Source organism: Halorubrum amylolyticum, from assembly GCF_004114995.1.
In the GTDB taxonomy this organism is placed as follows: domain Archaea; phylum Halobacteriota; class Halobacteria; order Halobacteriales; family Haloferacaceae; genus Halorubrum; species Halorubrum amylolyticum.
In genome coordinates this window covers 1-24,389 of sequence record NZ_SDJP01000003.1, presented here as the reverse complement: position 1 = coordinate 24,389, position 24,389 = coordinate 1, and the positions used below count along the sequence as shown (strand labels likewise).

22 protein-coding genes and 3 pseudogenes are annotated in these 24,389 nt (G+C 60.9%); 14 read left to right on the top strand and 11 right to left on the bottom strand.

All coding sequences use genetic code 11. The features are described from left to right. Positions 1-135: 135 nt before the first annotated feature. The 6 genes from lonB to ESO89_RS04020 all read left to right on the top strand — a co-directional run bounded on the left by lonB (position 136) and on the right by ESO89_RS04020 (position 5,835). Positions 136-2,427: an ATP-dependent protease LonB gene (gene lonB, locus ESO89_RS04045; protein WP_128904401.1), complete on the top strand. Its 2,292-nt coding sequence runs from the start codon at positions 136-138 to the stop codon at positions 2,425-2,427. A gap of 213 nt (positions 2,428-2,640) precedes the next feature. Beyond that, entirely contained in the window at positions 2,641-3,006 is a 366-nt protein-coding gene (locus tag ESO89_RS04040) for a CPBP family glutamic-type intramembrane protease (protein WP_128904400.1), read from the top strand. A gap of 46 nt (positions 3,007-3,052) precedes the next feature. Then, entirely contained in the window at positions 3,053-3,835 is a 783-nt protein-coding gene (locus ESO89_RS04035; RefSeq protein WP_128904399.1) for a CBS pair associated ParBc domain-containing protein, read from the top strand. Between the two features lie 80 nt (positions 3,836-3,915). Further along, positions 3,916-4,179 (top strand): glycine zipper domain-containing protein, encoded by a 264-nt coding sequence (locus tag ESO89_RS04030; RefSeq protein ID WP_128904398.1) that lies wholly within the window; start codon positions 3,916-3,918, stop codon positions 4,177-4,179. Positions 4,180-4,276: 97 nt separating this feature from the next. Next, positions 4,277-5,200: an NOP5/NOP56 family protein gene (locus ESO89_RS04025; protein WP_128904397.1), complete on the top strand. Its 924-nt coding sequence runs from the start codon at positions 4,277-4,279 to the stop codon at positions 5,198-5,200. Further along, a complete protein-coding gene (locus tag ESO89_RS04020; RefSeq protein WP_128904396.1) occupies positions 5,197-5,835 on the top strand; it encodes a fibrillarin-like rRNA/tRNA 2'-O-methyltransferase in 639 nt (212 codons plus the stop codon). The genes ESO89_RS04025 and ESO89_RS04020 overlap by 4 nt, the downstream gene beginning before the upstream one ends. A gap of 53 nt (positions 5,836-5,888) precedes the next feature. Here the strand turns inward: ESO89_RS04020 and ESO89_RS04015 are convergent, their stop codons facing one another. The 7 genes and pseudogenes from ESO89_RS04015 to ESO89_RS03985 form a co-directional block, all read right to left on the bottom strand. Further along, a complete protein-coding gene (locus ESO89_RS04015) occupies positions 5,889-6,122 on the bottom strand; it encodes a hypothetical protein (protein WP_128904395.1) in 234 nt (77 codons plus the stop codon). Positions 6,123-6,395: 273 nt separating this feature from the next. After that, the gene (locus ESO89_RS04010; protein ID WP_128904394.1) at positions 6,396-7,262 is read right to left on the bottom strand and encodes a hypothetical protein; all 867 of its coding nucleotides are present in this window, start codon (positions 7,260-7,262) and stop codon (positions 6,396-6,398) included. A gap of 332 nt (positions 7,263-7,594) precedes the next feature. Continuing rightward, a pseudogene (locus ESO89_RS04005) lies at positions 7,595-7,732 on the bottom strand (type II toxin-antitoxin system RelE family toxin); the annotation flags it as partial. After that, positions 7,725-8,006, bottom strand: a complete 282-nt coding sequence (locus tag ESO89_RS04000) for a ribbon-helix-helix domain-containing protein (protein ID WP_008307424.1) — start codon at positions 8,004-8,006, stop codon at positions 7,725-7,727. The gene ESO89_RS04000 and the pseudogene ESO89_RS04005, both read right to left, overlap by 8 nt. 630 nt (positions 8,007-8,636) lie before the next feature. Next, a complete protein-coding gene (locus tag ESO89_RS19340) occupies positions 8,637-8,936 on the bottom strand; it encodes a Cdc6/Cdc18 family protein (protein ID WP_394345371.1) in 300 nt (99 codons plus the stop codon). A gap of 27 nt (positions 8,937-8,963) precedes the next feature. After that, positions 8,964-9,962 carry a transposase gene (locus ESO89_RS03990; RefSeq protein ID WP_128904393.1) on the bottom strand — a complete coding sequence of 333 codons (999 nt, stop codon included), beginning with the start codon at positions 9,960-9,962 and terminating at the stop codon, positions 8,964-8,966. Positions 9,963-10,058: 96 nt separating this feature from the next. Then, positions 10,059-10,358: a hypothetical protein gene (locus tag ESO89_RS03985; protein ID WP_128904392.1), complete on the bottom strand. Its 300-nt coding sequence runs from the start codon at positions 10,356-10,358 to the stop codon at positions 10,059-10,061. An 866-nt stretch (positions 10,359-11,224) separates the two neighbouring features. On the opposite strand from ESO89_RS03985, the gene ESO89_RS03975 reads away from it, so the two are divergent. From ESO89_RS03975 to ESO89_RS19335, 6 genes and pseudogenes are all read left to right on the top strand, one after another. Then, positions 11,225-12,742 (top strand): metallophosphoesterase family protein, encoded by a 1,518-nt coding sequence (locus ESO89_RS03975; RefSeq protein WP_128904390.1) that lies wholly within the window; start codon positions 11,225-11,227, stop codon positions 12,740-12,742. Then, positions 12,739-15,450 carry an AAA family ATPase gene (locus tag ESO89_RS03970; RefSeq protein WP_128904389.1) on the top strand — a complete coding sequence of 904 codons (2,712 nt, stop codon included), beginning with the start codon at positions 12,739-12,741 and terminating at the stop codon, positions 15,448-15,450. The genes ESO89_RS03975 and ESO89_RS03970 overlap by 4 nt, the downstream gene beginning before the upstream one ends. After that, a complete protein-coding gene (locus ESO89_RS03965) occupies positions 15,450-16,715 on the top strand; it encodes a DNA double-strand break repair nuclease NurA (protein ID WP_128904388.1) in 1,266 nt (421 codons plus the stop codon). Before ESO89_RS03970 ends, ESO89_RS03965 begins: the two co-directional genes overlap by 1 nt. A gap of 73 nt (positions 16,716-16,788) precedes the next feature. Next, complete coding sequence (locus tag ESO89_RS03960) at positions 16,789-17,454, top strand: hypothetical protein (protein ID WP_128904387.1); 666 nt, start codon at positions 16,789-16,791, stop codon at positions 17,452-17,454. Next, entirely contained in the window at positions 17,454-19,097 is a 1,644-nt protein-coding gene (locus ESO89_RS03955; protein WP_128904386.1) for an ATP-binding protein, read from the top strand. Before ESO89_RS03960 ends, ESO89_RS03955 begins: the two co-directional genes overlap by 1 nt. Before the next feature lie 143 nt (positions 19,098-19,240). Next, positions 19,241-19,382: pseudogene (locus ESO89_RS19335) on the top strand (TATA-box-binding protein); the annotation flags it as partial. A 206-nt stretch (positions 19,383-19,588) separates the two neighbouring features. On the opposite strand, the gene ESO89_RS03945 reads toward ESO89_RS19335, so the two are convergent. Next, complete coding sequence (locus tag ESO89_RS03945; RefSeq protein ID WP_128904384.1) at positions 19,589-20,347, bottom strand: hypothetical protein; 759 nt, start codon at positions 20,345-20,347, stop codon at positions 19,589-19,591. A gap of 73 nt (positions 20,348-20,420) precedes the next feature. Between ESO89_RS03945 and ESO89_RS03940 the strand changes: the two genes are divergently transcribed. Further along, a complete protein-coding gene (locus ESO89_RS03940; RefSeq protein ID WP_241686100.1) occupies positions 20,421-21,584 on the top strand; it encodes a hypothetical protein in 1,164 nt (387 codons plus the stop codon). Between the two features lie 34 nt (positions 21,585-21,618). Here ESO89_RS03940 and ESO89_RS03935 read toward each other — a convergent pair. Beyond that, positions 21,619-22,200 (bottom strand): annotated as a pseudogene (locus tag ESO89_RS03935) (hypothetical protein); the annotation flags it as partial. 294 nt (positions 22,201-22,494) lie between these two features. On the opposite strand from ESO89_RS03935, the gene ESO89_RS03930 reads away from it, so the two are divergent. Next, positions 22,495-22,827: a hypothetical protein gene (locus tag ESO89_RS03930; RefSeq protein ID WP_128904383.1), complete on the top strand. Its 333-nt coding sequence runs from the start codon at positions 22,495-22,497 to the stop codon at positions 22,825-22,827. A 6-nt stretch (positions 22,828-22,833) separates the two neighbouring features. Here the strand turns inward: ESO89_RS03930 and ESO89_RS03925 are convergent, their stop codons facing one another. Both ESO89_RS03925 and ESO89_RS18735 read right to left on the bottom strand, forming a co-directional pair. Next, a complete protein-coding gene (locus ESO89_RS03925; RefSeq protein WP_128904382.1) occupies positions 22,834-23,760 on the bottom strand; it encodes an ADP-ribosylglycohydrolase family protein in 927 nt (308 codons plus the stop codon). A gap of 345 nt (positions 23,761-24,105) precedes the next feature. Further along, positions 24,106-24,389, bottom strand: a 284-nt coding sequence (locus ESO89_RS18735) for a hypothetical protein (RefSeq protein WP_206731723.1), incomplete at its 5' end; no start/stop codon positions are given.

Here is a 24,389-nt window from a genome sequence, read left to right as displayed (position 1 = left end):
GTGGGAACCGCCAACGTGGAATATCGGGGGTTTCGGGGCGTATCGAACCCGTTTTACCGATCTCCCACGGTTCGGCCGCGGGGAGAAAGTATATCAGTTGCCGACCCGTCGTTTTTCGTAGCGAACCCCGATTCTATGAGCAACGAAAAGGACGCGAACGACCCGCCGACCGAGGACCCCGAAGAGCCGGAAGAGTCCGGCGTCGGGAGCCCGGACCCGACGGGGAACGGCGAGGACGCCCGCGACGACGGCGCCCGCGAGCCGGCGGACGAGGGCGTCGACGCGCCCGACGGCGCCGGCGACTCGGCCTCCGAGGAGGAGGAGGAGGCGGCCGCCGACGATCCGGCCGAATCCGACGAGGTCTGGGACGACGGGGTCGTCGTCGACGGACCCGGGTCGGAGGGCGCCGAGACGGGCCGCGAGGAAGCGAACGGCGCCACCCCCGAGGGTGTCACCGAAGCAAACGAGGGCGGCGGCATCGACGAGCTCGGCAGCACCGTCGAGGTCGAGGGCGCCGATATCGAGGAGGACCCCGACGAGGACGACCTCCTCGGCGGCCTCAAGATCGACACCACCGCCGAGCTCGAGATCCCCGACCGCCTCGTCGATCAGGTCATCGGGCAGGAGCACGCCCGCGACGTGATCATCAAGGCGGCCAAGCAGCGCCGCCATGTGATGATGATCGGCTCGCCCGGGACCGGGAAGTCGATGCTGGCGAAGGCGATGTCCGAGCTGCTCCCGAAAGAGGAGCTTCAGGACGTGCTGGTCTACCACAACCCGGAGGACGGCAACAAGCCGAAGGTCCGGACCGTCCCCGCCGGGAAGGGCGACCAGATCCTCGACGCGCACCGTGAGGAGGCGCGCAAGCGCAACCAGATGCGGTCGCTGTTGATGTGGATCATCATCGCCGTCGTGCTGGGCTACGCGCTCATCATCGTCGGCCAGATCCTCGTCGGCATCATCGCCGCCGGGGTCGTCTACCTCGTCTTCCGCTACCTGAACCGCGGGTCGGACGCGATGATCCCGAACCTGCTGGTGAACAACGGCGACACGAAGACCGCGCCGTTCCGCGACTCCACGGGTGCGCACGCCGGCGCGCTGCTCGGCGACGTCCGGCACGACCCGTTCCAGTCCGGCGGGATGGAGACGCCCAGCCACGACCGCGTCGAGGCGGGCGCCATCCACAAGGCGAACAAGGGCGTGCTGTTCATCGACGAGATCAACACGCTCGACATCCGCAGCCAGCAGCATCTCATGACGGCGATTCAGGAGGGCGAGTTCTCGATCACGGGCCAGTCCGAGCGCTCCTCGGGCGCGATGGTCCAGACCGAGCCCGTCCCGACCGACTTCGTCATGATCGCGGCCGGGAACCTCGACGCGATGGAGAACATGCACCCGGCGCTGCGGAGCCGTATCAAGGGATACGGCTACGAGGTGTACATGGAGGACACCATCGAGGACACCCCGGAGATGCGCCGGAAGTACGTCCGGTTCATCGCGCAGGAGGTCGCGAAGGACGGCCGCCTGCCGGAGTTCACGGCCGAGGCCGTCGAGGAGGTCCTCCTCGAGGCCAAGCGTCGCTCCGGCCGGAAGGGCCACCTCACCCTCCTGTTCCGGAACCTCGGCGGGCTCGTCCGCGTCGCCGGCGACATCGCCCGCGGCGAGGACGCCGAGCTGACCACCCGCGACCACGTGCTGCAGGCGAAGGGGCGCTCGCGCTCCATCGAACAGCAGCTCGCGGACGACTTCATCGAGCGCCGGAAGGACTACGAGCTGCAGGTCTCCGACGGCTACGTCGTCGGCCGCGTCAACGGGCTCGCCGTGATGGGCGAGGACTCCGGGATCATGCTCCCGGTGATGGCCGAAGTCGCGCCCTCGCAGGGCCCCGGCGAAGTGATCGCCACGGGCCAGCTGAAGGAGATGGCGCAGGAGTCGGTGTCGAACGTCTCCGCGATCATCAAGAAGTTCTCCGACGAGAACATCTCGGAGATGGACATCCATATCCAGTTCGTGCAGGCGGGCCAGCAGGGCGTCGACGGCGACTCCGCGTCCATCACGGTCGCGACCGCGGTCATCTCCGCGTTGGAGGACGTCGGCGTCGACCAGAGCCTCGCGATGACGGGCTCGCTGTCGGTACGGGGCGACGTGCTCCCCGTCGGCGGCGTCACCCACAAGATCGAGGCGGCCGCGAAGGCCGGCTGCACCCGGGTCATCATCCCGCAGGCGAACGAGCAGGACGTGATGATCGAAGACGAGTACGAGGACATGATCGAGGTCATCCCGGTCTCGCACATCAGCGAGGTCCTCGACATCGCTCTCGAAGGCGAAGCCGAGAAGGACTCGCTCGTCTCCCGGCTCAAGTCGATCACCGGCTCGGCGCTGAAGGAGGGGAGCGTCTCCGGTCCCTCCAGTCCGAGCCCGCAGTAGGGTAGCTACCCGCAACCACACCGATGCCCGACTGGGCGGCGTTCGCGGCCGCGACCGTCGCCCTGACGCTGCTGCTTCTGTTCTTCACCCGTCGCTCTCGATGTCGTCGCTCTCGGTGTCGTCGCGGGACTCCTCCTCGCCGTCGGCAACGAGGCGGCCGCGCGGCTGGGCACCCGGGCCGGCGTCGCGCCCTCGACGCGGCTCCGCGAGGCGATGGCTCCCCGTGATCTCGCCGAGTGGGTCCTGTTGTTCGGGATCGCGCTCCCGGTCGTCGCCGCCTTCGAGGAGGCGCTGTTCCGCGGCGCGCTGATCGGGGCGCTGTCGGTCGGATTCGCGGTCGATCCGTGGTTCCTCGTCGTCGCCTCGTCGGCCGCGTTCGGGCTCGGCCACGGCGCGCAGGGGCGGCTCGGGATCGCCGTCGCCGGCGGGCTCGGTGTCGCGCTCGCGGGGCTGTTCGTCACCACCGGCAGCCTCCTCGCGGTCGTCGTCGCGCACTACGTCGTCAACGCGGTGGAGTTCGTCGCGCACGAGGGGCTTGGGGCCGCTTGGACGGGCTCGGAGGCTGGCGGCGGAGGGTGACCCCGGCTCCCGCCCCTTTTTACTTCGGCGACGCCAACCTCGGACGATGAGCGGGAAACCGACCGTCGGCGAGTACATGACCCGCGACGTCGAGACCGTGAGTCCCGACGAGAGGGTGGAAGCGGTCGCGCGGCGGATGGCGGAAAGCGACGGTCACAACGGGTTCCCCGTCACGCAGGGACGGACGGTCGAGGGGTTCGTCTCGGCGGCCGACCTCCTGCTCGCCGACGACGAGGCCCCGGTCTTCACTGTGATGTCCGACGACCTCATCGTGGCACACCCGGACATGAAGGTGACCGACGCCGCGCGCGTCATCCTCCGGTCCGGGATTCAACGCCTCCCGGTCGTCGACGACGCCGACAACCTCGTCGGGATCATCTCGAACACGGACGTGGTCCGCTCGCAGATCGAGCGCGCGACGCCGAGCAAGGTCGGGAAGCTGATGCGCACGCTCGAACAGATCCACGGCGTCGGGCTCACGGAGGAGCGCCGCGAGGTGGAACTCACCGGCCTCACGCCGACGCAGGCCCGCGTGTACGCCGACGAGCTGGAAGGACGCAAGTACGAGCTGGAGCGCGGGCTGGCGGAGCCGCTCGTCGTCATCGACAACGGCGGGACGCTCCACCTCGCCGACGGCCACCACCGCGTGATGGCCGCCCACGAGGCCGGGATCGAGGAGATGGACGCGTACGTGATCGTCCCCGACCACCCGGTCGAGCTCGGGATGGCCAAGACCGCCGAGAAGGAGGGGCTCGACGACATCACCGACATCGAAGTCGTCGACTACGCGCGCCACCCCCTCGTCGAGACCACGAAGCGACTGCAGTGATCGCGTCTTCGGCTTCCGGCGGTAGCTTCCGTCCTCACGCCGACGACAGGTTTTTGAGAGTTCGCAGCGAAGTGACGTGTATGCGATCCAGAATCAAGGGCGCGCTGTCCCGAGCGAAGTACGCGGCGGTCGGGGCGGCGGTCGGCGCCGCCGTCGGCGGACTGGTCAGCCGAAACGCGGCGAGCACCGGCGGCGCGCTCGGCGGACTCGCGGGCGCGACGCTCGCCGACCTCCGGAGCGGCGCCGACGGCGTCTTCGCGGAGTTCCGGTCCGGCGGCGACGATGCGGACGACGCCAACGGCTCCGACGACGCGGGCGCGACGATCGAACTGGCCGACGAGTAGCCGCGACGATTCCGTTTTCGCGCTCCCGTTTTCACACATCGTACTTCTGCCGCTGTTTCGGGAACGCCTATACGACCGGGCGAAGTAGCCCCGGGTAATGACCGACATCGACGACAACGCGGACAGGGGCTGGTTCGCGGGCGGCTCGCCGGCCGGCTCCGGGGCGACGGGCGACGAGGGGTCGCTCCGCGCCCGGATCGCCGACGGCGAGGCCGACGCGCCGCGCGACTGGCCCGGCCTCGCCGTCGAGGCCGGCTTCGTTGACTTGCGGGACGACTACTACGATCGACTCCACGAGGCGTCCGTGGCGGCGACCCGCGAGGCGGTCCACGAGCGCGAGCGCGCCGACGACAAACAGCTCGTCCACGCGGTGCGGGCGATGGACGACTGCGAGCGCACCGCCAACGAGTTGGCCGAGCGCGTCGCGGAGTGGGCCGGGAGCCTCTTCGACGACGCCGAGCCGGGGATCGAGGGCGCCCGCGCCGTGGCGGAGCGGGAACCGGAGAGCGAGCTGGAGCGGCGCGCCGTCTCGCTCGCGGCGCGAGTGGTCGACCTCGCTGCCGAGCGCGACGCGCTCGCCGAGACGATCGAGCGGACCGCGCCGGCGGTGGCGCCGAATCTCGCCGAGATGGCCGGCCCGGAGCTCGCGGCGAGATTGATCGCGCTCGCGGGCGGGCTGGAACCGCTCGCGAAGAAGCCCTCGGGGACCGTACAGGTGCTCGGCGCGGAGGACGCGCTGTTCGCGCACCTCTCCGGGCGCGCCCCCTCGCCGAAACACGGGATCATCTACACGCACGAGTACGTTCGGAACACCCGTCCGGAGGATCGCGGGTCGGCCGCGCGGGCGCTCGCGGGCAAGCTGACGCTCGCGGCTCGGGTTGACCACTACTCGGGCGAGCGCCGCGAGACGCTCCACGAGGAGCTTCACGAGCGGATGGCGACGATCCGAGCGCGCGCGGAGGAAGGAGGCGACGGTAGCGGGGACGATGACGCCGACACCGACACGGAGGGTGACGCGTGACCGACGCCGACCTGCCGGCGGGCGTCGAACGCCGCGAGATCGACGGGGAGATCCGGCTGGCGACCCGCGGCCCGCCGGTGTACGGCGAGCCGACCGCGGACGGGTGGCGCGCGTGGGACGCCGGCCGCTCGAAGCTCGGCGGGATGTTCGAGCTCGGGGTCGAGACGGGGCTGTCCGGCGGCGAGACCGTGCTGTACCTCGGCGCGGCCAGCGGGACGACGGTCAGCCACGTCGCGGATTTCGCGGGGCCGACGTACGCGGTGGAGTTCGCGCCGCGGCCGGCGCGGGACCTCGTCGAGGCGGCCGAGCCCCGGGAGCGGCTGTTCCCGCTGCTGAAAGACGCGCGGACGCCGACCCGATACGCCCACGTCGTCGAGAGCGACGTTGACGCGATCGTTCAGGACGTGGCGACGCGCGGGCAGGCGGAGGTGGCGGTTCGGAATCGCCGGTTCCTCGCGGATGACGGGCGGCTGCTGCTCGCGATCAAGGCGCGCAGCGAGGACGTGACGGCGGCCCCGGAGACGGTGTTCGAGAGCGCGCTCGACCGGCTCCGGGAGACCTACGAGATTCTGGAGACGCAGCGACTCGACCGGTACCACGAGGACCACCTCGGGGTCGTGGCGACGCCGCGATAGGACCGGGTCGCGGCCGAGAGCGCGTCGATCGCGGCGCGGATCCGTCGATCGGATCACGCATCTTCGACGGCCGCGATGAGCGCGTCGGTCGCCGCGTCGATGTCGACGGGTTCGGCGCTCACCAGCCGTTCATCGACCGTTTCGAGCAGCGAGTCAGTCGTTGCAGGCGTGAACGCCAGCCCGTGAGCTACGGACGGCAGGCGCTCGTCGGCGCTCTGGTACGCCCGCGAGACGGCCGTCAGCGGCGGCTCAAACCGGTCCGGTGAGATGTCCGTCCGGGGAGGCACGGCCCCGCACGGGACGGGCGGGGTTTCGCGTTCCTCGGGGTCAGGATCCGGACGCGCCTCGGCCGACTGTGGGTCGTTGAACGCGACTTGGCCGGGCACAGACCCCGCGAATCCGAGCCACGCAGCGGCTCCCTCGGAGGGGGAGTTCGCCGGCGAGGCGAACGCGTCGTACCGGATGACTGGCGCGTCTCCGAGACCGACGAGCCCCCAGCCCCCCTCAGTCCCGGCTTCGTCCCGGTGACCGAATCCGGCCTGCCGGAGGGATGACGACAGCTACGACCCGGTCTGGACGACCGCCGCCTCGCCGTTTCCGACTCGGCGACCCGCTTCGGTCAGGATCTCCGCCGGATCGTCTCCGGCGGTAGAGAGAAGCTGTGACACCGCCGACACCGTCTCGCGGACGGCAGATCGAGGCTCGCCGCCCGAGCGGAACCCGCGGTAGGCTCCGGGATCGACGGTCGCGAGCAGGGCGGCGAACAGCTGGAGCGTGGCCCACGGCTGGCCGAACGCGTGGCTGAACGGCCGTGCCTCGGTCGCTGACGACGCTGCGACCGCCTCGACGGCTGCGAGGAGCCCGTCGACGGACGAGAGCGATTCGGGATCGACGCCGACCGCATCGAGAATGTCGGCGTTGTAGTATGCGGTGTCGACTCGGAAGGCCGCAACCGGAACGGCCCGGTGGGCACGGTCTCGACGGCACGTCTCGCGGACGATCGGCGGATGGGCGTCCGCCACGTCGGCGGTCCACACGTCGTCGACGGGGGCCAGCGAGCCGTCGAACGGTGCGAGGTTCCCTCCGGGAACAGTCGCGAAGGCTCCGGGCGGGTCGTCGGCCTCGATACGCCGCATGACGAGGTCGTCGACGGCGGCGTCCGCCACGGGTCGCACGTCCGTCGGAACGTCGGGGTGGGCGTCGCGGAACGCCGCGGTGAACGACTCGCTCGCGAGTTTGTTGGGACCGGATGTCCAGTTGTGCAGCACCTCGACCGGCGAGCTGTCGGACGCGGGGGTGTCGGTGTCCGACGGCGTCGCGGACTCGTTCGAGGTACAGCCGACGAGGCTCCCGAGACCGCTCGTGGCGATCGCGGCTAGGTACGCTCGTCGGCGGGAGGGGCGCCGTGGCGTCGGGGGACCAGTCATCGGCCCAAGATGTTCTCCGGGAGGCTACAAGTGTTTTCTGCCGACAACACGCGTACTGGTCAGAGTAGTTGCTGTGGCTACGTCCCCCGCCATTCCGCTCACTCGGTGTCCGGGTTGCCGTAGCGGCGTCGGGCATCGGCCTCGGTCGTCGCGGGGTCGGACTGAAAAACTGGCCGTCGGGTACCCCCACGGCCGGGAGGGGTAAGTAGAGACTGGTGGGAGTCACCCGCGGTGCGCCGGTTCGACGGCGTCACGTCCGGTTGGCCATCCACTCGTCGACTACACTTGGGAATAGCACCGTCGCCTGCCACCCACGGCGAGCGACCACAGCAGTCCGGCGGGTCGCGCCACGGCGAGGAGACGATTTTGTCGAGGTTGTCGAGTATCCGGTCTTGGTCGGCGGGGGACAGTCCGTCGAGGTCGTCTTCGGCGGTCGAGGAGAGTTCCCACGTCCACCCGTCGTCACTCATCGCTCGTGCCGAATCGCTCGCGGGCTTCCTCGGCGCTCGTCGTCCGTCCCTCGCGGATGTCCTCCTCGGCTTCGAGCAGGGCGACGAGTTCGTCGCGGTCGAACGTCGGGAACTCGACGGCGTCTCGAAGCGTGTACCGGATGAACTCGCTCCGACTGTTGAATCCGCGTCCCTGCCACGTATCGTCTATCTGTTCGAGGAACGACTCGGTGAGTTTGAAATTCACCGTGGCGATGTCGTCTCCGCCGTCGTCGTTCGTAGCTGCTTCAGACATATAGACGTAATACGTTGGTCTTACCAATAGTCGTTTCGGCGGAACATCACTCGCCGCGTACTCGTCGTGGATAACCGCATCGAGGGTGTTCTATCACATTCCTGACTAAGCTTCATTCTTCCCGCTGTGAGCGTTGATTAGCGAAATCAGGAGTGTCCCTTGAGGGGACGCGCCCTCGGTCGATTTCGGGTCTATCCCACCGCGGCCTGTGTATTTGTTTGTGTGTCCTGACAGTTCAGCGAATCGCATTACGGCGAGGGATACCCTGTTTAGCGAGAGAAGCGAATCTTGAACGGGTTTCGTTCAGGCGAGCGTAGCCAAAAAAGTGTGCGTACAAGGAGTGTACGGAGGAAAGAGCCTAGGCCGAGATTTGAACTCGGGGTCTCGTCCTTACCAAGACGTTGATACGTTTCGTGGCCTAAAAACGGTGATTTGACCGTCTTCAGACAACACGTTTTCAACTGATTTTTCAAGCCGTATCGCCGTCCTGGTATTAGCTGTATATCCGGTTGCTGGCGGGTCTCTTCGTCGACTTAGTATTATCACGCGCCCACTTCAAACACCGGGCAAGCAGTCTATCGGCCTGAACTCTAATACTAGTCCGGAACCATACTCATGAGAATTATCCTGTCACGTTAGAAATTCTTCTGACACTTCTGTAAGCCCCTTCTGCTCCGCTTTTCGTGCGGCTTGAAGCAGTAGTGAAAGGGCCTGTCTACAGTCACCCGAGTTTTCGGCTACCTGTTCCGCGATCTTTGTGATGACACTGTCTGGGACAGATCCGGGACGAAATGCCTGTTCAACCCGCTTCTCCAGTATCTGTTCGAGCTGAGCAGCGTTGTAGGAGTTGAACTCAAGCGTTTGGCAATTCAACCGGGAGCGGCTCCGAGGATCTAATTCAATCGTGGTCGGGTGCTGGTTTGACACCATTACGACGAGCGTGTCATAGAATCAGTCTCATAGCGTGAGTTTCTCACGGCCAGGATTGTCTCCCTGCTCAAAGTTGGTGATTGCAACGACGAGCCGGAGACAAAGCGCAAGGAACGCTTCTGTTCGTGCATGAACGCGGCCTCGGGCGCGGACGTGCCCGAGGCCGCAGTCCTTGACTGCGTCGTTGGTTCGTTCAACGCCTGTCCGTCGGTTGTACGTCTCGTCCAAGATGGATTGCTTGAGCTGAACGTCCTCGCTGTGTTCCTTGATACGGTCTTCGACCCTGTACTCGATGTCTTTCGGGTCGTCAGTGTTTCGTGGGTTGTACGGGGAGACTGGCACGACCCCTGCGGCCAGCAGGTAGTCGTGCCAGTCGAGGATGTCATAGGCGCTGTCTCCGACCATCCAGATTGGTGTATCGACGGCGAGCGCGTCACGCGTGACGCGCATCGCCGTCTCCTGGTCTGCTTGCTTGGCCTGTGTGAACTCCGCTGCAATCGGGATCTTTGCACCGGTCGAGACAATCATACAGCCGAAGCCGTAGTAGTACTCTTCGGCTGTTGGATCGTAGTTCCATGACGCCGCGTCGTTGTACTGAATCGCCTCAACGTGTGTCGAATCGATAGAGTACGTCGAGTCGAGCAGGCCCCGATAGGCGGCCTGCTCGACGAGCCTGTCGAAGACATCGTCGATGACGTGTTCGATGTCGGTGATAAAGCGGTCAATCGTGTCTCTGGACGGCGGTTTGTCGAGTCCGCAATAGTACCAGGCGAGGCCGTGCTGAAGTTCTCGTGCAACCGGGCGTGTACCGTGGACATCCTCGTAGTAGCAGTGCAGAAAGCCGCGAAAGAGATCTGGTGGCTGATGAACTCGTGTTCGCCCCCGCTTCGAGGGGGCGAACACGTCGTACTCCAGGAGAAACTCGAACTCAAGATGCTCGAACAGCGGCACTGTCTCGGTAGCCGCGACATTCAAGAAGTCGTCTACCGAAGCTACGTCTTGCAGGGTTGCGCTGGTGTTGGACACACTTCCCGCACCCTGCAGCTTCGTACGTGACGCTTTCTATGACACGCTCTGATCATGAAAAGGCCGAGTTTGTCTTTGCGGCCTTGTTTGACGGCGTCACGAGCGCAGTTGACGATGTATTGTTCCCGGAGAGTGTTGGGTCGGAGACGTAGTTGTGGGCTTCGTCACCGGCGCTGTGGCCGCCAACAGGGCCTCGTCGGCAAGGTCGGAGACGTAGTTGTGGGCTTCGTCAACGGCGACGAGGAGTGGAGTGTCTTTGACGTTGGGATCGACGTTGTAGTCGTCGATTTTGTTGTCGATGATGTAGGAGAGGACGGTGAGTTCTTCTTTTGCGCCGTGGAGGTGACTGGTTGGGATGACGGTGACTTGGCCTTCGCGGAACACGGCGTTTGACACGTTGGGGAGGGGGTGGTGCCGTGGTCGAAGACATCACGGTAGGCGGCGTCGGTGACGCGACGCATAATTGCGCTCCACGTTCCGTCTTCGATGCTGTACCGGTCTCTGGGTTCTCGTCAGTAGCGTCAGCCACATCCGAAACGATAGTCCACGGTTTTGCGGGATCCTCTTGTACACGCTGAATCAGCCGCTCCGCGAGTTCTTCATCGACATCTGAACCCCGGCTCACGTAGGACGGTGCCATCGTGTTTGAGATTATACTCGTGCCAAGTATAAATCTGGATGCGCTAAGCGGAAATCGGTCGTTGAGAACTCCGAGTTAGATGTTACAGTGGACGCGTAGATCCTTGTCGTTCGGGTTGTACGCTGGTCGGTTTCCTTGGAACGTCTCGTCGGTGAGGCTTAGGTCTCCGATCTTTGCGACGGTGAAGAGTCGCCAGAACGGGATGCTCCGTGAGTTGCTCCCTCCTGCGACCTGATACCCTCGTACTGATTCTTTGCCGCGTTCACTGGTGCCGTGACAGTACGGTTCGACTTTTCGGTAATGCCCGTCGTAGCGGAATTCGATTACGCGGTTTTCCTGAATTGCTTGGCAGATTTTGGAGGTCATGCGTCTATTTTGCTGTTACAGCAACGATCCGTATGAAGATTCGCCACCCAAAGTGTAAGTAGAGAGCTTAGAGGCTCCGATATTTTCGATTGCTGTACAATCGTATGGCCATCTATGTTGTCTGTCGTCTCTGATTCACTTTCACCCTGGTTGACTGGCATTTAATAGCCGTCAGGTTACACGTAGTCACATACTTTCAGGCCCGTGATTTGGTAGCACGCTCGGCTGAACAAGTACCCTCCACGACACACTGATCATGCTGACACTTACACACATCGCTGATACGCATCTTGGCCATCGACAATACGGGTTGAAACAACGCGAGGACGATATGGTATCGACCACGCGTGCTGCGTTCCAAGAGATGATTGAGGAGCGCGAAACGGATGCGATTCTGTCACCGGGTGACCTGTTCCACTCACGGGATTTGCGCCCGAAGATCCTGCATCAGATCGAACAGGAACTCGAACAGATCCCCGATGAGGTACCGGTGTTAGTCTCGCGCGGTAACCACGACGAGAATCTGACGCCGCGTGACGTGACGTGGCTGAATTACCTTCATCAGCGCGGACACATCGTGTTCTTGCAGGCTGATCTGAACGCGGACCCGGAGACAGCGTGGCTCAACCCGTACGATCCGGACGAACCGGGGCAGTCTGCAGGGTTTTATGATATTGATGCCGCGGACGTAGACGGGCCGATTCGCGTGTTCGGCCTGCAGTGGCGCGGCGCGAAGACAGACCAGGCGCTCCAGCAGGTGGCGAAGGGGATTCAGGAGACGAATGAGATGCATGGTGAGCCGGCGTGGACTGTGTTGCTGGCGCATTTCGGGATGGAAGACGAGGTGCCGACGCTCGGCGGGACAGTAACCCATGGCGAGCTGCGAGACGTGAAAGACGTCGTGGATTACCTGGCGCTCGGGCACATTCACAAGCGGTACGAGTCGGGTGGGTGGATCTACAATCCCGGGTCGCCGGAAGCGCATAATACGCGGGAAGGGAGGCCTGAGTGGGAGCACGGCTATTACTCGGTCATGCTCGACGTCGGAGGCTCCGGGGCTGGTGGTGACGCGATTGGGTTCGACGTGGAGCATCATCCGACGAAGCGACGGCCGTACTACCGGATTGAATTCGACGTGACGGCGCATGAGTCACCTGGCGACCTCGAAACCGCGTTTCAAGAGCACGTTCAGGATGAGCAGGCTGCGATGACAGAATACTGCAGTCAGGACGAGTTCACGGCACAAGGCGAGCCGCGAGAACCGATTATCGATCTTCGGTTCACGGGCACGTTGCAGTTTAGCCGTGGGGATTTCCGAACGGATGAACTTGCGGCGTGGGTAGAAGACACGTGCGACGCATTGTACGTCCAAGTAAATACAGGGATTCGGACGGCGAACGTGCAGCAACTTCTCTCGGAAATCGACGAGGACGAAGTGTTCAAAGATGGGCAGCTGAACACGGCTGCGTTAGAACACCGCGTTTTCGAGACGATTGCGAAGGAATCGATCTACGATGACCACGCAGCCGATGTCGCTGACGTGTTAGGGAACGCTCATCAGATGGCCCAAGCTGGCGAAGCTGTTGAGGATATTCGTGACTCCGTGAGTTCGGCGCGCCAGGAGTTGTTCCCAGAACTGACAGACGACGTCGTGCTGGACATTGAAGAAGATCCGTTCGCCGATGCTGACACAGGCGAGGAAGCGTCTGGTGACACGACAGACGGCGACGAAGCAGACGGAGAGACGGAGGCAGGGGAGGTGGTGGAGCAATGAGAATCACGGAGGTTGCGTTGGAAGACATCAAGTCGTATGAGGATCGGACTGTCGTGCCGATCGAAGGCGGCGTGACGGCGATTCTCGGTGAGAACGGCGCGGGGAAATCGACGGTTCAGGAGGCCATCGGATTCGCGTTGTTCGACTCGCTCCCCTTCAACAACAAGGAGTTCGTGCGGGAAGGCGCGAGTTCCGGAACGGTCGAAGTCACGTTCGAGCAGGACACACAGAACGGGACGGACCGGTACAAAGTTGTTCGATCGGTCGGCCGGTCGAAGTACGGCGTGCACCGGTATGATCCCGATGCTGACGAGTGGATCGATCAGGACATCGATTCCAAGACGCAGTTGGTGGACTGGTTGTGTGCGCGCTTCGATGTTGAAGATGGAGACGAGCTTAGCAGTCTCTGGAGTTCCAGCATCGGGGTACCCCAAACGCGATTCCTATCGGACTTCTCGCAAACGCCTCGAAATCGCAAGGCAACGTTCGATGCGCTCCTGAATCTGGACGCGTACGAGGGGTCGTGGGAGACGCTCAAGGACGTGCCGGACGCAATCGAGAGTCGGCAGCAGGATCTCCGTAGGGACATTGATACGCTCACCGGCGAGGTGCAGGGGTTGCCGGACGAGCGAGCGGAAGCGGAGTCGTTGGCCGATGACGTTGAGGAAATTGAAGCCGGGATCGAACGGAAAGCCGGCGAGTTGTCGGAGAAAGAAGAAGAGTACGAAGAGTTGGAAGCTGTTGAAGAGGAAATCGACCGTCTTGATCAGGAGGTTGATTCGCTGGAAGGGGACATCGACTCGACTAAAGACAATTTGGGGACGGCGAAGGAGGAACTCACAGCCGCCGAAGAGGCACAGGAGAAGTGCGAGGCGAACCGCGAGGGGTACCGTCAGTACGAGGAGGCACGCGAGCGGCAGGATGAGTTAGAGGAACAGGAGGCCGAACGGGACGCGCTCGTCGCGGACCGAGACGAACAGAAAGACACGATCCAGGCGATCGAATTCGAGGTCGAACAGCTGGAAGAGGATCTGGAAGAACTGGAGGCGGCTCGGGACACGTTGGAGGCGCGTGAAGAGGAGAAAGAACGGTATGAGGAGCTTGATGACCGTATTGAGTCGCTGAAAGACCGCGAGGACGACGTAGAGGCGTTAGAAGAGGAAATCGAGCAGTTGGCAGAGCAGATCGAATCGAAGGAGCGCGAAATCGAGGCGAAAGAAGAGACGATTGCGGAGATAGAAGACGAGTGGGAGGGGACGACGGATCCGGAAGCACTCTCCGGTGAGATCAACGACCGAGAGGCGAGCCGGAAGCAACTGGAGAGCGAGCATGAGCGGCTCGAAGAACAGTTGGACAGGTTACGTGACACGGATGTTGATGCGCCGTGCCCGACGTGTGACCGTCCGTTAAACGAGGATCACCGGTCGAAGACGATTGAGCAGCGTGAAGCCCGGATCGGGGAAATCGAGACGGAGCGTGAGGAACTCGCCGAGAAACTTGATGCGTTGCGTGAGCGGCGTAACACGGCGCGAGAGGTCAAGCAGCGCGTTGATAAGCTCCCTGTTCATCGGGAGAAAATCGAGTCGTTGGAAGGTGAGATCGAAGATCTGCGCGCCGAGAAGGAAGAGATGGAGTCAGAGTTAGCGGACTTGGAAGACGAATTGGAGGGGCTCCCGGATATCGAAGCCGAGCGAAACGACTTGGAGGAGGCGTACGACGAGTACCAGACTGCTGAATTCCGAGTGAAGGAGCATGCTGATGTCCCTGATGAGTTGAAGGCAAAACGGGCGGAACTAGAGGAGGAACAGTCGGCGCTGGCGGATATCGAAGACGAGTTGGAAGCGTTCGAGGGCCTGGATGAAGAGTTGACGGAGGTCAAGGAAACGCTGGAGGAGACGGAGTCGGCACATCAGACGTATATCAAGTACGAGCAGCAAGCGTCGCAGGTGGAGGAGCGGCGGGAGAGAGTCAAAGACTTGGAGAGCGAGCTTGCAGACCTCGAAGCGGATCTTGAAGAGACGAAGGCAGAACTGGAGGAGACGAAAGCGTCGTTCGATGACGAGCGATTCGAGACGCTGGAGTCAGACATTGAGGACCTCAAGGAGGAATTGGCAGGTGATCGGCGGTCATTAGAGCATAAGAAGGAGAATTTGGAGGAGGTTCGTGAAACGATCGAGGTGTTGGAGACGAAGCTAGAGGAGCGCCAGGAGAAACTCCAGCAGGTGAAGGAACTGAAAGCGGACCAGCAGTTCGCCGACTGGGTGCGGGAGAACGTCCGCGAGGCCGGGCCGAAAATGCGAGAGATCATCACCGACCGGATTGGATCCCGGGCGAATGAGTTGTTCCGGTCGATTCGCGGCGCATCGGCTGAGACGCTGGAGTGGACGAGCGACTACGAAATCGTCGTGCACGATGCGGATGTCAGAAAGTCGTTTTCCACGCTGAGCGGTGGGGAGAAGATGGCAGCTGCACTTGCGGTGCGACTGGCGATTCTCGAACAGTTAGCGTCCGTGGGGATCGCATTCTTGGACGAACCGACAGCGAACCTCGACCGGCAAAAGAAACGGAATCTCGTCACCCAGCTCAAACAGCTGGATAGTTTCGAGCAACTCACGGTCATTAGTCACGACCAGACGTTCGATTCGATGACTGACTACACGATTACCATCGAGAAAGACCGGCAGACATCGGAGGTGTCGGTCAATTAATGCCGATCGATAAACGCGGTGTCGCGTCTGAATTGGAGGCGAACGTTGACACGATTAAGACGTATCTCGAAGACGATACGGGGATCGTAGAACGGTATCAAGACGCGTTTCAGCGGTTGCCCGACGAGTGGACGAGTGCTGAGATTCGAGCCTCGCTCCAGGACGCGTCATACCCAGGAGCGTATCCGACAGACGAGTTCGATGAGGTAGATAGTCTCATCGTTCCGTACCCGGAGAGTGACGGGTGGGAGAATCACGAGGAGGTCAACGAGTGGGCGCGCGATATCATTCGTGACGTGCCGGTGATGGCTGTCGATGGGTCACAGCTCCCGCCGACAACGCAATTCAACGTCCCGCTCGCGTACGTCCAAGCGGCATGGGCAGTCAACCACCATCACGCGGAGGGTCGGCTTGATCGCGGCGTCGAAGGGCGACTCTTGACGCCTGACGAGGTCACACAAGAATCAGAGGACGGTGACTACCGGTTCGTTGATTCCCAACTCGTTGGCCATCATCGGTTCGAACACGAAGGACAGCTACTCATCGACCAACTTTCGGAGTTAGCTGACGCGCGTGATGCAGGTGATATCGATCAGACGCCGGTCGTGTTCTATGACGGGCCGTTGATTGCGTCGTTTGCGAACCCGTTGAAGCCGGAGACCCGAGAGCGGTACATCTCCACGCTGAGTCGAGTTATTGCAGCGAGTCAGCACCACGACATCCCGCTGGTGGGATACGTTGCCGGGTCGAGCGCGACTGAACTCGTGAAGATGACGCGGCTCCTGTTACGCGAGGAGTTCGGGACAGATCGCGTCATTCCGGATGCGCACGTCCTGACGGAGTTGATGAGCCCGTGGGGAGACACGACAATCCCATTCATCTCGAAACGCGACGGGAGTATCGACGCGTTGCAGACAACGTATAACGGGGAAGCATACGAATTCCGCGATGACATCTTGTTCTCGTACTTGAACGTGCCACCAGGCGCTGGACTCGACCGAATCGAATTCCCCGGGTGGCTGTGCCGCAGTAACGGTCCCGACGGGTACGATTCGATGTACGAGTACACCGTCGACATTGTGTGGGCAGAAGCAGGCATCGGACGTGGCTATCCTGAAATCCTGCAACAGGCCGATAGCGACGCTGTGTTAGACCATCAGGACCGCCAACAGTTCCAGCGCGTCGTCCAACGCTGGGCTGAATCGAACGACGTGCCGTTGGAATGGGACGCTAAAGCACTAAGCAAGGAACTTCGACGACGATGATTCACCACCACACCCCGCACGCACCAGCAGGATGCACCGCTCGACGACCAGACAACAGTACGGAGACGGAGCTATGACAGACACACTAACTGACGGAGACAGTCCGGGTCTCGATTCGTGCGTTCGGATTGGCAGCATCGTATCCTCGAACAGCCACTTGGATTACGTCGCCGAGGTGTACAAGGAACGTGACTGTGATCGTCCACCGGAACTTCACGAGCGCGAGTTCGGGCAACCAGTCTTCATCAAGAAACCCGTCAACGGAACCGAGCACGCCGTCATGGGCGTGATTTATGACACGCAGTTAGTCGATCCTGACCAGGGGCGAACCGGGCCGCGATTAGCGCAGGACGACCAGGCCCAATTCACGCCGGGATACATCGAAGAGCGCACCACGCTCGCTGGCGTGGCGCTTCTCGGTACCGCAGAAATCGCCGAAGAAGGGACAATACAAGAGCCAACGCATCAAATGCCGCGGTGGACGTTAGAAGTTGAGGATACCGTCTTCCACTGTCCTGATCAGGTCACAGTTTCCTTCCATACCGTCGACGATCAGATTCAGTTGGCGTACATGGATCGACTCTTGGATATTGCTGGTGACCTCGGGTCGGAGGTCATCGTCGCACTGATTGACCGGTTACGAGGGATGCTCCCGGAAGACGATCCAAACCAGCGGGTACTAGACGTGGTTGAACAGAACGTACAGTGGCAAGCGCGTGAACAGCGAGGGATGGTCTAATGGCTGATCGATCAGACGTAGTCGGAACCGTCGCTGGACCGGGTGAAGATCCGAACGAATTCGTGTTCGTGACTCCGTCGGACAAGTCGATCAAGACGGGTGAGTTCATCACGTACACGGTCTCGGTAGAAGGTGAGCCACGATCGGTGTTCGCTCGCGTGACGAATCGTGAACTGATTCGGGGGCTTCCTGAAGGGTTCCTTGCAGATCCGGAGATCGGGCCGGAGACAGTTGCGGCAACGCTCGGCGTGCCGACTGATGATACCGAGTTGTACCGGTTGACAGCAACGGTCATAGGGTACTACGACACGAATATGACGACGTTCGCTAATCCTCGCCAGCTGCCTGACCCGGGGACGCCACTGTCGATCGCACCACACCAGCAACTCGAAACCGTGTTGCCGAACCTCGGCTGTGAAACTGACAGCACGGATGTCACAACGCTTGACGGAGTCGCGCACGTCGGCTGGCTGTTGAATCGACCGGCAGAGGCGACAAATCTACACATTCCAATCGAAGAATTCGCTTCGACACACCTAGCGATTCTCGCTTCAACAGGGAGCGGGAAATCCTACACAGCGTCGGTCCTGATCGAGGAGATGATGCGTCCGAGTTCGCGTGCATCACTACTCGTGTTTGACCCGCACGGTGAGTACGATACGTTAGCGGAAATGCAGGGTGAAGAGGCCTTTCAGGGCGAGGATGGGTATGAGCCAGAGATCGAGTACTACGATCCGGAGCGACTTCGCGTTCGCATCTCTGAACTGGAAATCGGCGATGTCATGGCAATCTTGGATAATCCGAGCAATCGGATGCAAGAGCGGCTTTCGACGGCATGGCGAGCCATGCAACGTCAGGAAAGTCGAACATGGGGGATTGATGAACTGATCGGTGAGATGGAGCGGATCTACGACGATGATGACGCAAGCGTCGGCGCATTAGAATGGCGGCTCCGCCGATCGATCGAACGGAATGACCTCTTCCATCCTGAAGAGAACGTGCCGCTGGATGAAATTGTGGACCCAGGGCAGTGTACCGTCCTTCAGATGGATACGTTGGATCGGCGGGATCAGCAACTTATCACGACCGTTCTTCTGCGGCGGATGTACCGAGAGCGACTCGATGACGTGCGAGACCGGGATTCGGATATCGAGCATCCGATTTTCGCCTTGTTCGAAGAGGGACACCGCTTTGCTCCAGCCTCCGGTGAAGCCCCATCGCTAGGGATCATGCGAACGATCACGTCTGAAGGCCGCAAGTTCGGATTCGGACTCGGAATTATCAGTCAACGCCCGTCGAAAATCGATCAAGACGTACTGTCGCAGTGCGGCACGCAGATCTCGATGCAGATCAAGAACCCGAATGACCAGGACGCGATCAAAAACTCAGTGGAGGCCGCTGGCGAGGACGTGCTTCGGGAGTTGCCCGGGTTAACTCCAGGGCAAGCGGTCGTGTCTGGTGACGCAATGAACACGCCAGCACTAATCCAGGTTCGACAGCGACGCACACCACACGGTGCTGGAAGCAGGCCAGTCATCAAGGAATGGCGCGAAGCATATGACGAACGACAACGCGAACCGACACAGTCCGAATCGGCTGATTTCGGGGAGGGAGACTCGACTGGCGTTCAGAGCTTAGACTAATCACTATCTCGCAGTAGATTTACAACACTGGTGCCCGGTGTGCCATTCATATGACTACCGAGGGACTTACCCCGGACACGGTACGTGACGCGCTCACTGATGTTGGTGTCGAATTGAACACTGGTGAAACAGCGGGATACGTTGAATTAGAATCCGATTTAAATCTTAATGCGCTCGCAATCGGTCTCGGATTAGCGAATATTGAGTACGAGCCAGAACGGTTCTCCGGTTTGATTTACCACGTAGACCAGCCAATGACCACCGCTGTGTTATTCGGTAATGGTGTGATCGCAACAGTGGATGGAGTGGATGAGCAGGCAGTTACGGATGCCATTTTGACCGTGATTGAACGAGGGGAAGACCTCGGACTCATCGAGGCCGACTCAACACCATCCGTGAATGTGACTGTCGAGTCGATTCCAGCCGCTGACATACTTGAAACTGGGTAGTAAATCTGATCCGGGCTGACAGCGCTGAATCGATACAACGTGTTACGGGATTTCTGCTACGACATCGCGGAGATTGTCGGGAGTGCTCCACGCGAGGCACCGCCCGTGAAGTTCGAAAAGCCGGAATTCATTGAGATGCACCCAACTGTATGAAACTGGGGCGTCTTCGCTGTCGTCTCGATCTTCAAGTCGCTCTATGATGTCTGGTTTCGCAAGATCGATGTCGTTCTTGTTCGCCGCTGTGATGAGCGAGTCCAGCTCTTCTTCGGTGGTAGCTTCGTCGAGATCGTCGTTGAAGTAGATAGTCGCGGCAGCGGCGATGACGTCTGCTTCTGTGTCGAGGTTCTGTTCGGTCATCCACCTGTAGTCTCGCGGTAGCACGTAGGATTTGTCGAAGTACGGTGTCGTGCTGCTCTTTCCGAGTTCGGTGATTTCGCCGCCGGCGTCCTGTTCATACACGGCGACGATGGTGTCGGCGTGCGCAGCGAGGAGTGTGAATCGAATGCGGAAGACCGGGAGCCGGTCAATATCTAATTCTTGGAGATCGCCCATCAGGAACGGGTATGTACCGAGTCGCTTGTCGAGTTCGTTCTGGACGATACGGAGCCGTCGAATGTAGGGGTCGCGGTAGCTGCCGAGGATGAAATACGAGTCTTCGGGAGTGTGGAGGTGCGGAAGCTCTCGGTTGGCGAACCCCAGTATGTCCGATGTTTCGTGAGGTTCTAATTCGAGACCTTGGAGTGCATCGTTCACGCTCTCCATGATCTCCGCTGCATTCGGAGGCGGGCCGGGGTCAGCCATACTGTGTGCTCCTTGGGGAATAGATAAATAGGTTGCTAACCAATATGTCTAATACGCCGATTGACCACACCAGTTGACCCAAAGTATTATTCGCGTCGCCGAGGTACTCTCAAGTGAGATTATGAGTGATGCGCCTGCCGCGGAGGGTGGCGGCCCGTTTGAGGAACAGCGGCAGATCTACGACCTTCTCTCCCAGGAGACGCGACACTTGATTCTGCAGTTCATCCTTGGCCACCCAGAGCATCTCCCCTCACTCGATGAGTTGGCGTACATGATGCCGAAGAACAAGGCCGCAATCCGGGATCAGCTGGAGGTTCTCAGTGACAACGATATTATCGACTGTTATCGGTACCCGCCGAATGAGGACGCGCGCGATCTCCCCAGTCAGTTCTACGGCCTGACTGAACACGGTGTGGAGATTCTCTACGAGTACAATTATCTCCGTGGGCTCCCCGTCGCGCGTGCGCTCTACGATAACACGCGCCTGTCGGAGAAAGCCCAGCGGCACCGTGATGCGCCGCGTCCAGAACTTCCAGACACAGTCAGAGACGCGCTCACGATTGACGAGGAAGATGACGCTAATTTCGACCGCTTGGAGCGGTATATTCGGGAACAAAAGGGGAACACGCACAGCGTTTCCGATCAGGTAACCGTTGCAAAAGCGTTCTACAAGGCAGGGATCGACTCCGAGGAAGAGGGTATCAAACGAGCGGAGATGATTGACTCGCTTGATGTCGATATCGAGTACCAACCGAGGACGGTACTCAATCATCTCGTGGATATCGGGATCCTTGCGCAGACAGCGCCGCCCGGGCCGGACGTCTTTGCGATTAGCGAGCGGCTTGACGACATCGTGAACGGGCAAGTGACTGAGGAAGCTGAAGCGAATCTGAAGGCCCTCATCGCGCATATCGACGATGAGCTGCAGGTCACGGCGCTTTCTGAGGATGCTGCGGAGCGGGACGGGCCGCAAGCCCGTGCCTCGGTACCGTCTGTCGCCGTCGCTGACGGTGCTGGGCGGACAATCCGAAGTATCCTCGCTGCGGAGTTCGGTATTGAACCAGAGCAAATCATCGACTTTCTGCAGTCCGGCGATCCAGTAGATCGACTCAATACGGCTGTTGAAGCGATTGAGTCCTCTGAAGAGGTCACGAAATCGGAAAACTACGGGCAGATCGTGTTTGTTCGACCAGCGTATCGCTACCGGCTGACCGAGCAGGCGATGGAGCTCGTGTAGTCCCCCGTGAGAGTCGAACAAAGAACCGACGAGATTAGTCCCCGAACAGCCGAGAAAAGAATCCCCCTGAGTTGTCCGTATTCGACGTATCTTCCGTGGTGGTTGACTGCGTGGTGTCCGTGCCGGTTTCGGCCGCGCCGTTTAGGAGTTCGGTGACGGAGTATCCGATCCACTCAGCGAATTCCTCGGGTGCGCCGATGTAGACGCTTGTGGACGATTTTTCGGACATGAACCGTTTGGGGAGGCGCTTCTCGTAGTCGTACACTTCGTACTCTTCGCGGTCGAAGTCAGCTGTAATAGCATTCGGTTCCGACTCGAACGTGACACGGCCGCCTTGGATATCCCGCTGCCACTTCAACCGCCCCGTGTCGTACGTCTTCTCGGCCGGCTCGTCAGCGGGGAAGTACTCGGGTTGCTCTCGACCGGCTTCGTCGTAGAATTCGCGGACAATGCGGCGAACGTCTTCGATCGTGCCGTTCCCGTCGGTCCAGGGTTGTTCGGTGAGCATTCGGCGGGCCACGTAACTGAAGATCGGGTTCTGCCGTTCCAGCACCTCCAAGAGGTCTTTTTGCGCTTCGCGGAAGCCTGGATCCTCCGGGTTGGACGGGAAGGAGACGATTGCAGTGACATCGTTAGCGGTACAATAGATGTACGCATTCTAAGGTTCAAATCAAGTACTCCAATCGCAACCGCCTGCTCAACGGATTCTGCTTCTTACTTGTCCTGATCACTGTTGTACCGCTCGTGGTGACACGCTGTTATGTAATAGTGTTCGTACTCGTAATCGGAGTGGAATCCTGCCCAGTTGTTGATCCGTTCTAACTCGATAGCGAGATCATCAAGATCGGTTTCGTAGAGAGTACGATGGACGCGTCGAACGTTTATTACCGGGACTGACCTATCTGCGACTATGGCGTATCGCTTCGTGCGTGCACTGCCTATTCGGCAGCGCCTCTCCGAATTACGTGAGCGTGTGGAGAGTGGTGACATCGAGCAGATGGAGCCGTTCGGTCGAGCGATGACGAAGGCTCTACAGAACGCTCGGTTCGATCCCGAAACCGGCGAGGCGGTCTGGATCGAGGAGGACTACTGTACGCCGCCACTGGCAATGGAACGCGCGGAAATCCTTGACGAGGACTTCGAGGACATCACCATCGTTGACGAGAACATCAATGAAGCGGACGGATGGGAACGCATCAAGGATCTACCCAGTCTGTGGGACCAGGTTCTTGACACAACCTAGAACCGGTCAAGTCCCTGCGTCGATATCCGTCGTTGCCAGTGCTTGCGCAAGGAGTTCGAAGTCCTCACGATAGTTGATGGTGGTGAGCCACCGGTCAGGAAGTGAGTCGCTCCCGAAGCGTGCGCCGGCGAGCGCGCCCGTGACGGCTCCGATAGTGTCTGTGTCGCCGCCGCGGTTGACTGCGGTCACGATGGCGTCCTCCGCATCGTCGGCTGTCAGCGCGTCGTACAGCGCCGTCTGTAGCGTGTGGACGACGTAGCCGCTGTTTGGTAACTGGCTCTCATCGACGTGATCCAGTATCAGTCGCAGCGTCTCGACGAGTTCGTCCGGTGCGTCACGTTCGACGCGGTCGAGTGCGCCCGTAAGCGGTTCGTCGTCGCCCCGGAGGTACCCGGCGATCGTGCAATTCAGCACGGCGCACCCGTAGGTACATCGCGGATCGGAGTGCGTGATCGCCGAGGACAGCCGACTCACCTGCACGAGCGCGTCGGGATCGTCGGCGAAGGCAATCGCGTGCGGTGCACACCGCATCACGCTGCCGTTGCCGGCATTCGATCCTTCGGTCCGGTGTTGCCAGACCTCGCGCCCAGCGTCTCGCCAGGACGTTCCGTTCGCGTACTCGCGGATGGCATCGGCGGTCATCAGCCCGATGTCGAACGGATCACTCTCGTACCACTCGTGGAATCGGTCGGCGATATCATTCCCGTTGAAGTCTCCCTGCTCGACGAGGCTCCGTGCGATGCACACCGCGAGATCAGTGTCGTCAGTAACGGTTCCCGCGGGTTGCCCATGTGACCCGCGGCCGAGCATCTCCGTCACGGTGCTGTGCTGATCAGCGATCTCCTCCGCGGAGCGGAATTCCACGGGACGACCTAAGGCATCGCCACAGGCGAGACCGAGCAAAGCGCCAGTAGCCCCCTCTGAAGTAACCATGGCTCCTGAATTGGAGCGACGAAATTTAGTCCCTGTTCTATAATCCGCTGAAGGAGTGGAACCGTCACAACATTCGCCCCTCTGTTTCGCCTTCAATCGATTTTCCCGACTGGTTCCTCGGGCCTCTTACCGTTGATCTCGGTTCATCGGCTTGTACAGTCCCATCCATGCTGCTCGGAAGAGGATTTTTCTGACCATAGGTGCGTGTCGACACATGTTGCGACGTTTGTTCCTGACGGCCCTCCCAACACTCTCAGCACTCCCGGTTATCCCGACCGACTTAATCCCGGGCACCCGCCAACAATTCCATCGGAAGGGAACTTCATGTTCTGGTTCCATTTTCATTCAGCTATCCAACGCGAGCGGGTGATGAGCACCAAAGACGCGCGCGAACGAGTAGTAGCTGACCTTGATCTGGACAACCTCACCGACAACGAAGCAATCCGGTTCCTGAGATTGGCACATGAGGGCGCGTACGACACCGACGATATGCCCAGGCGATGGCACAGTGTCTTCGAAAATATAGGACAAGAAAGAGCCTGTCATAGAATCAGTCTCATAGCGTGAGCTTCTCACGGCCCGGATTATTTCCCCGCTCAAAATTGGTAATAGCAACGACAATTCGGAGA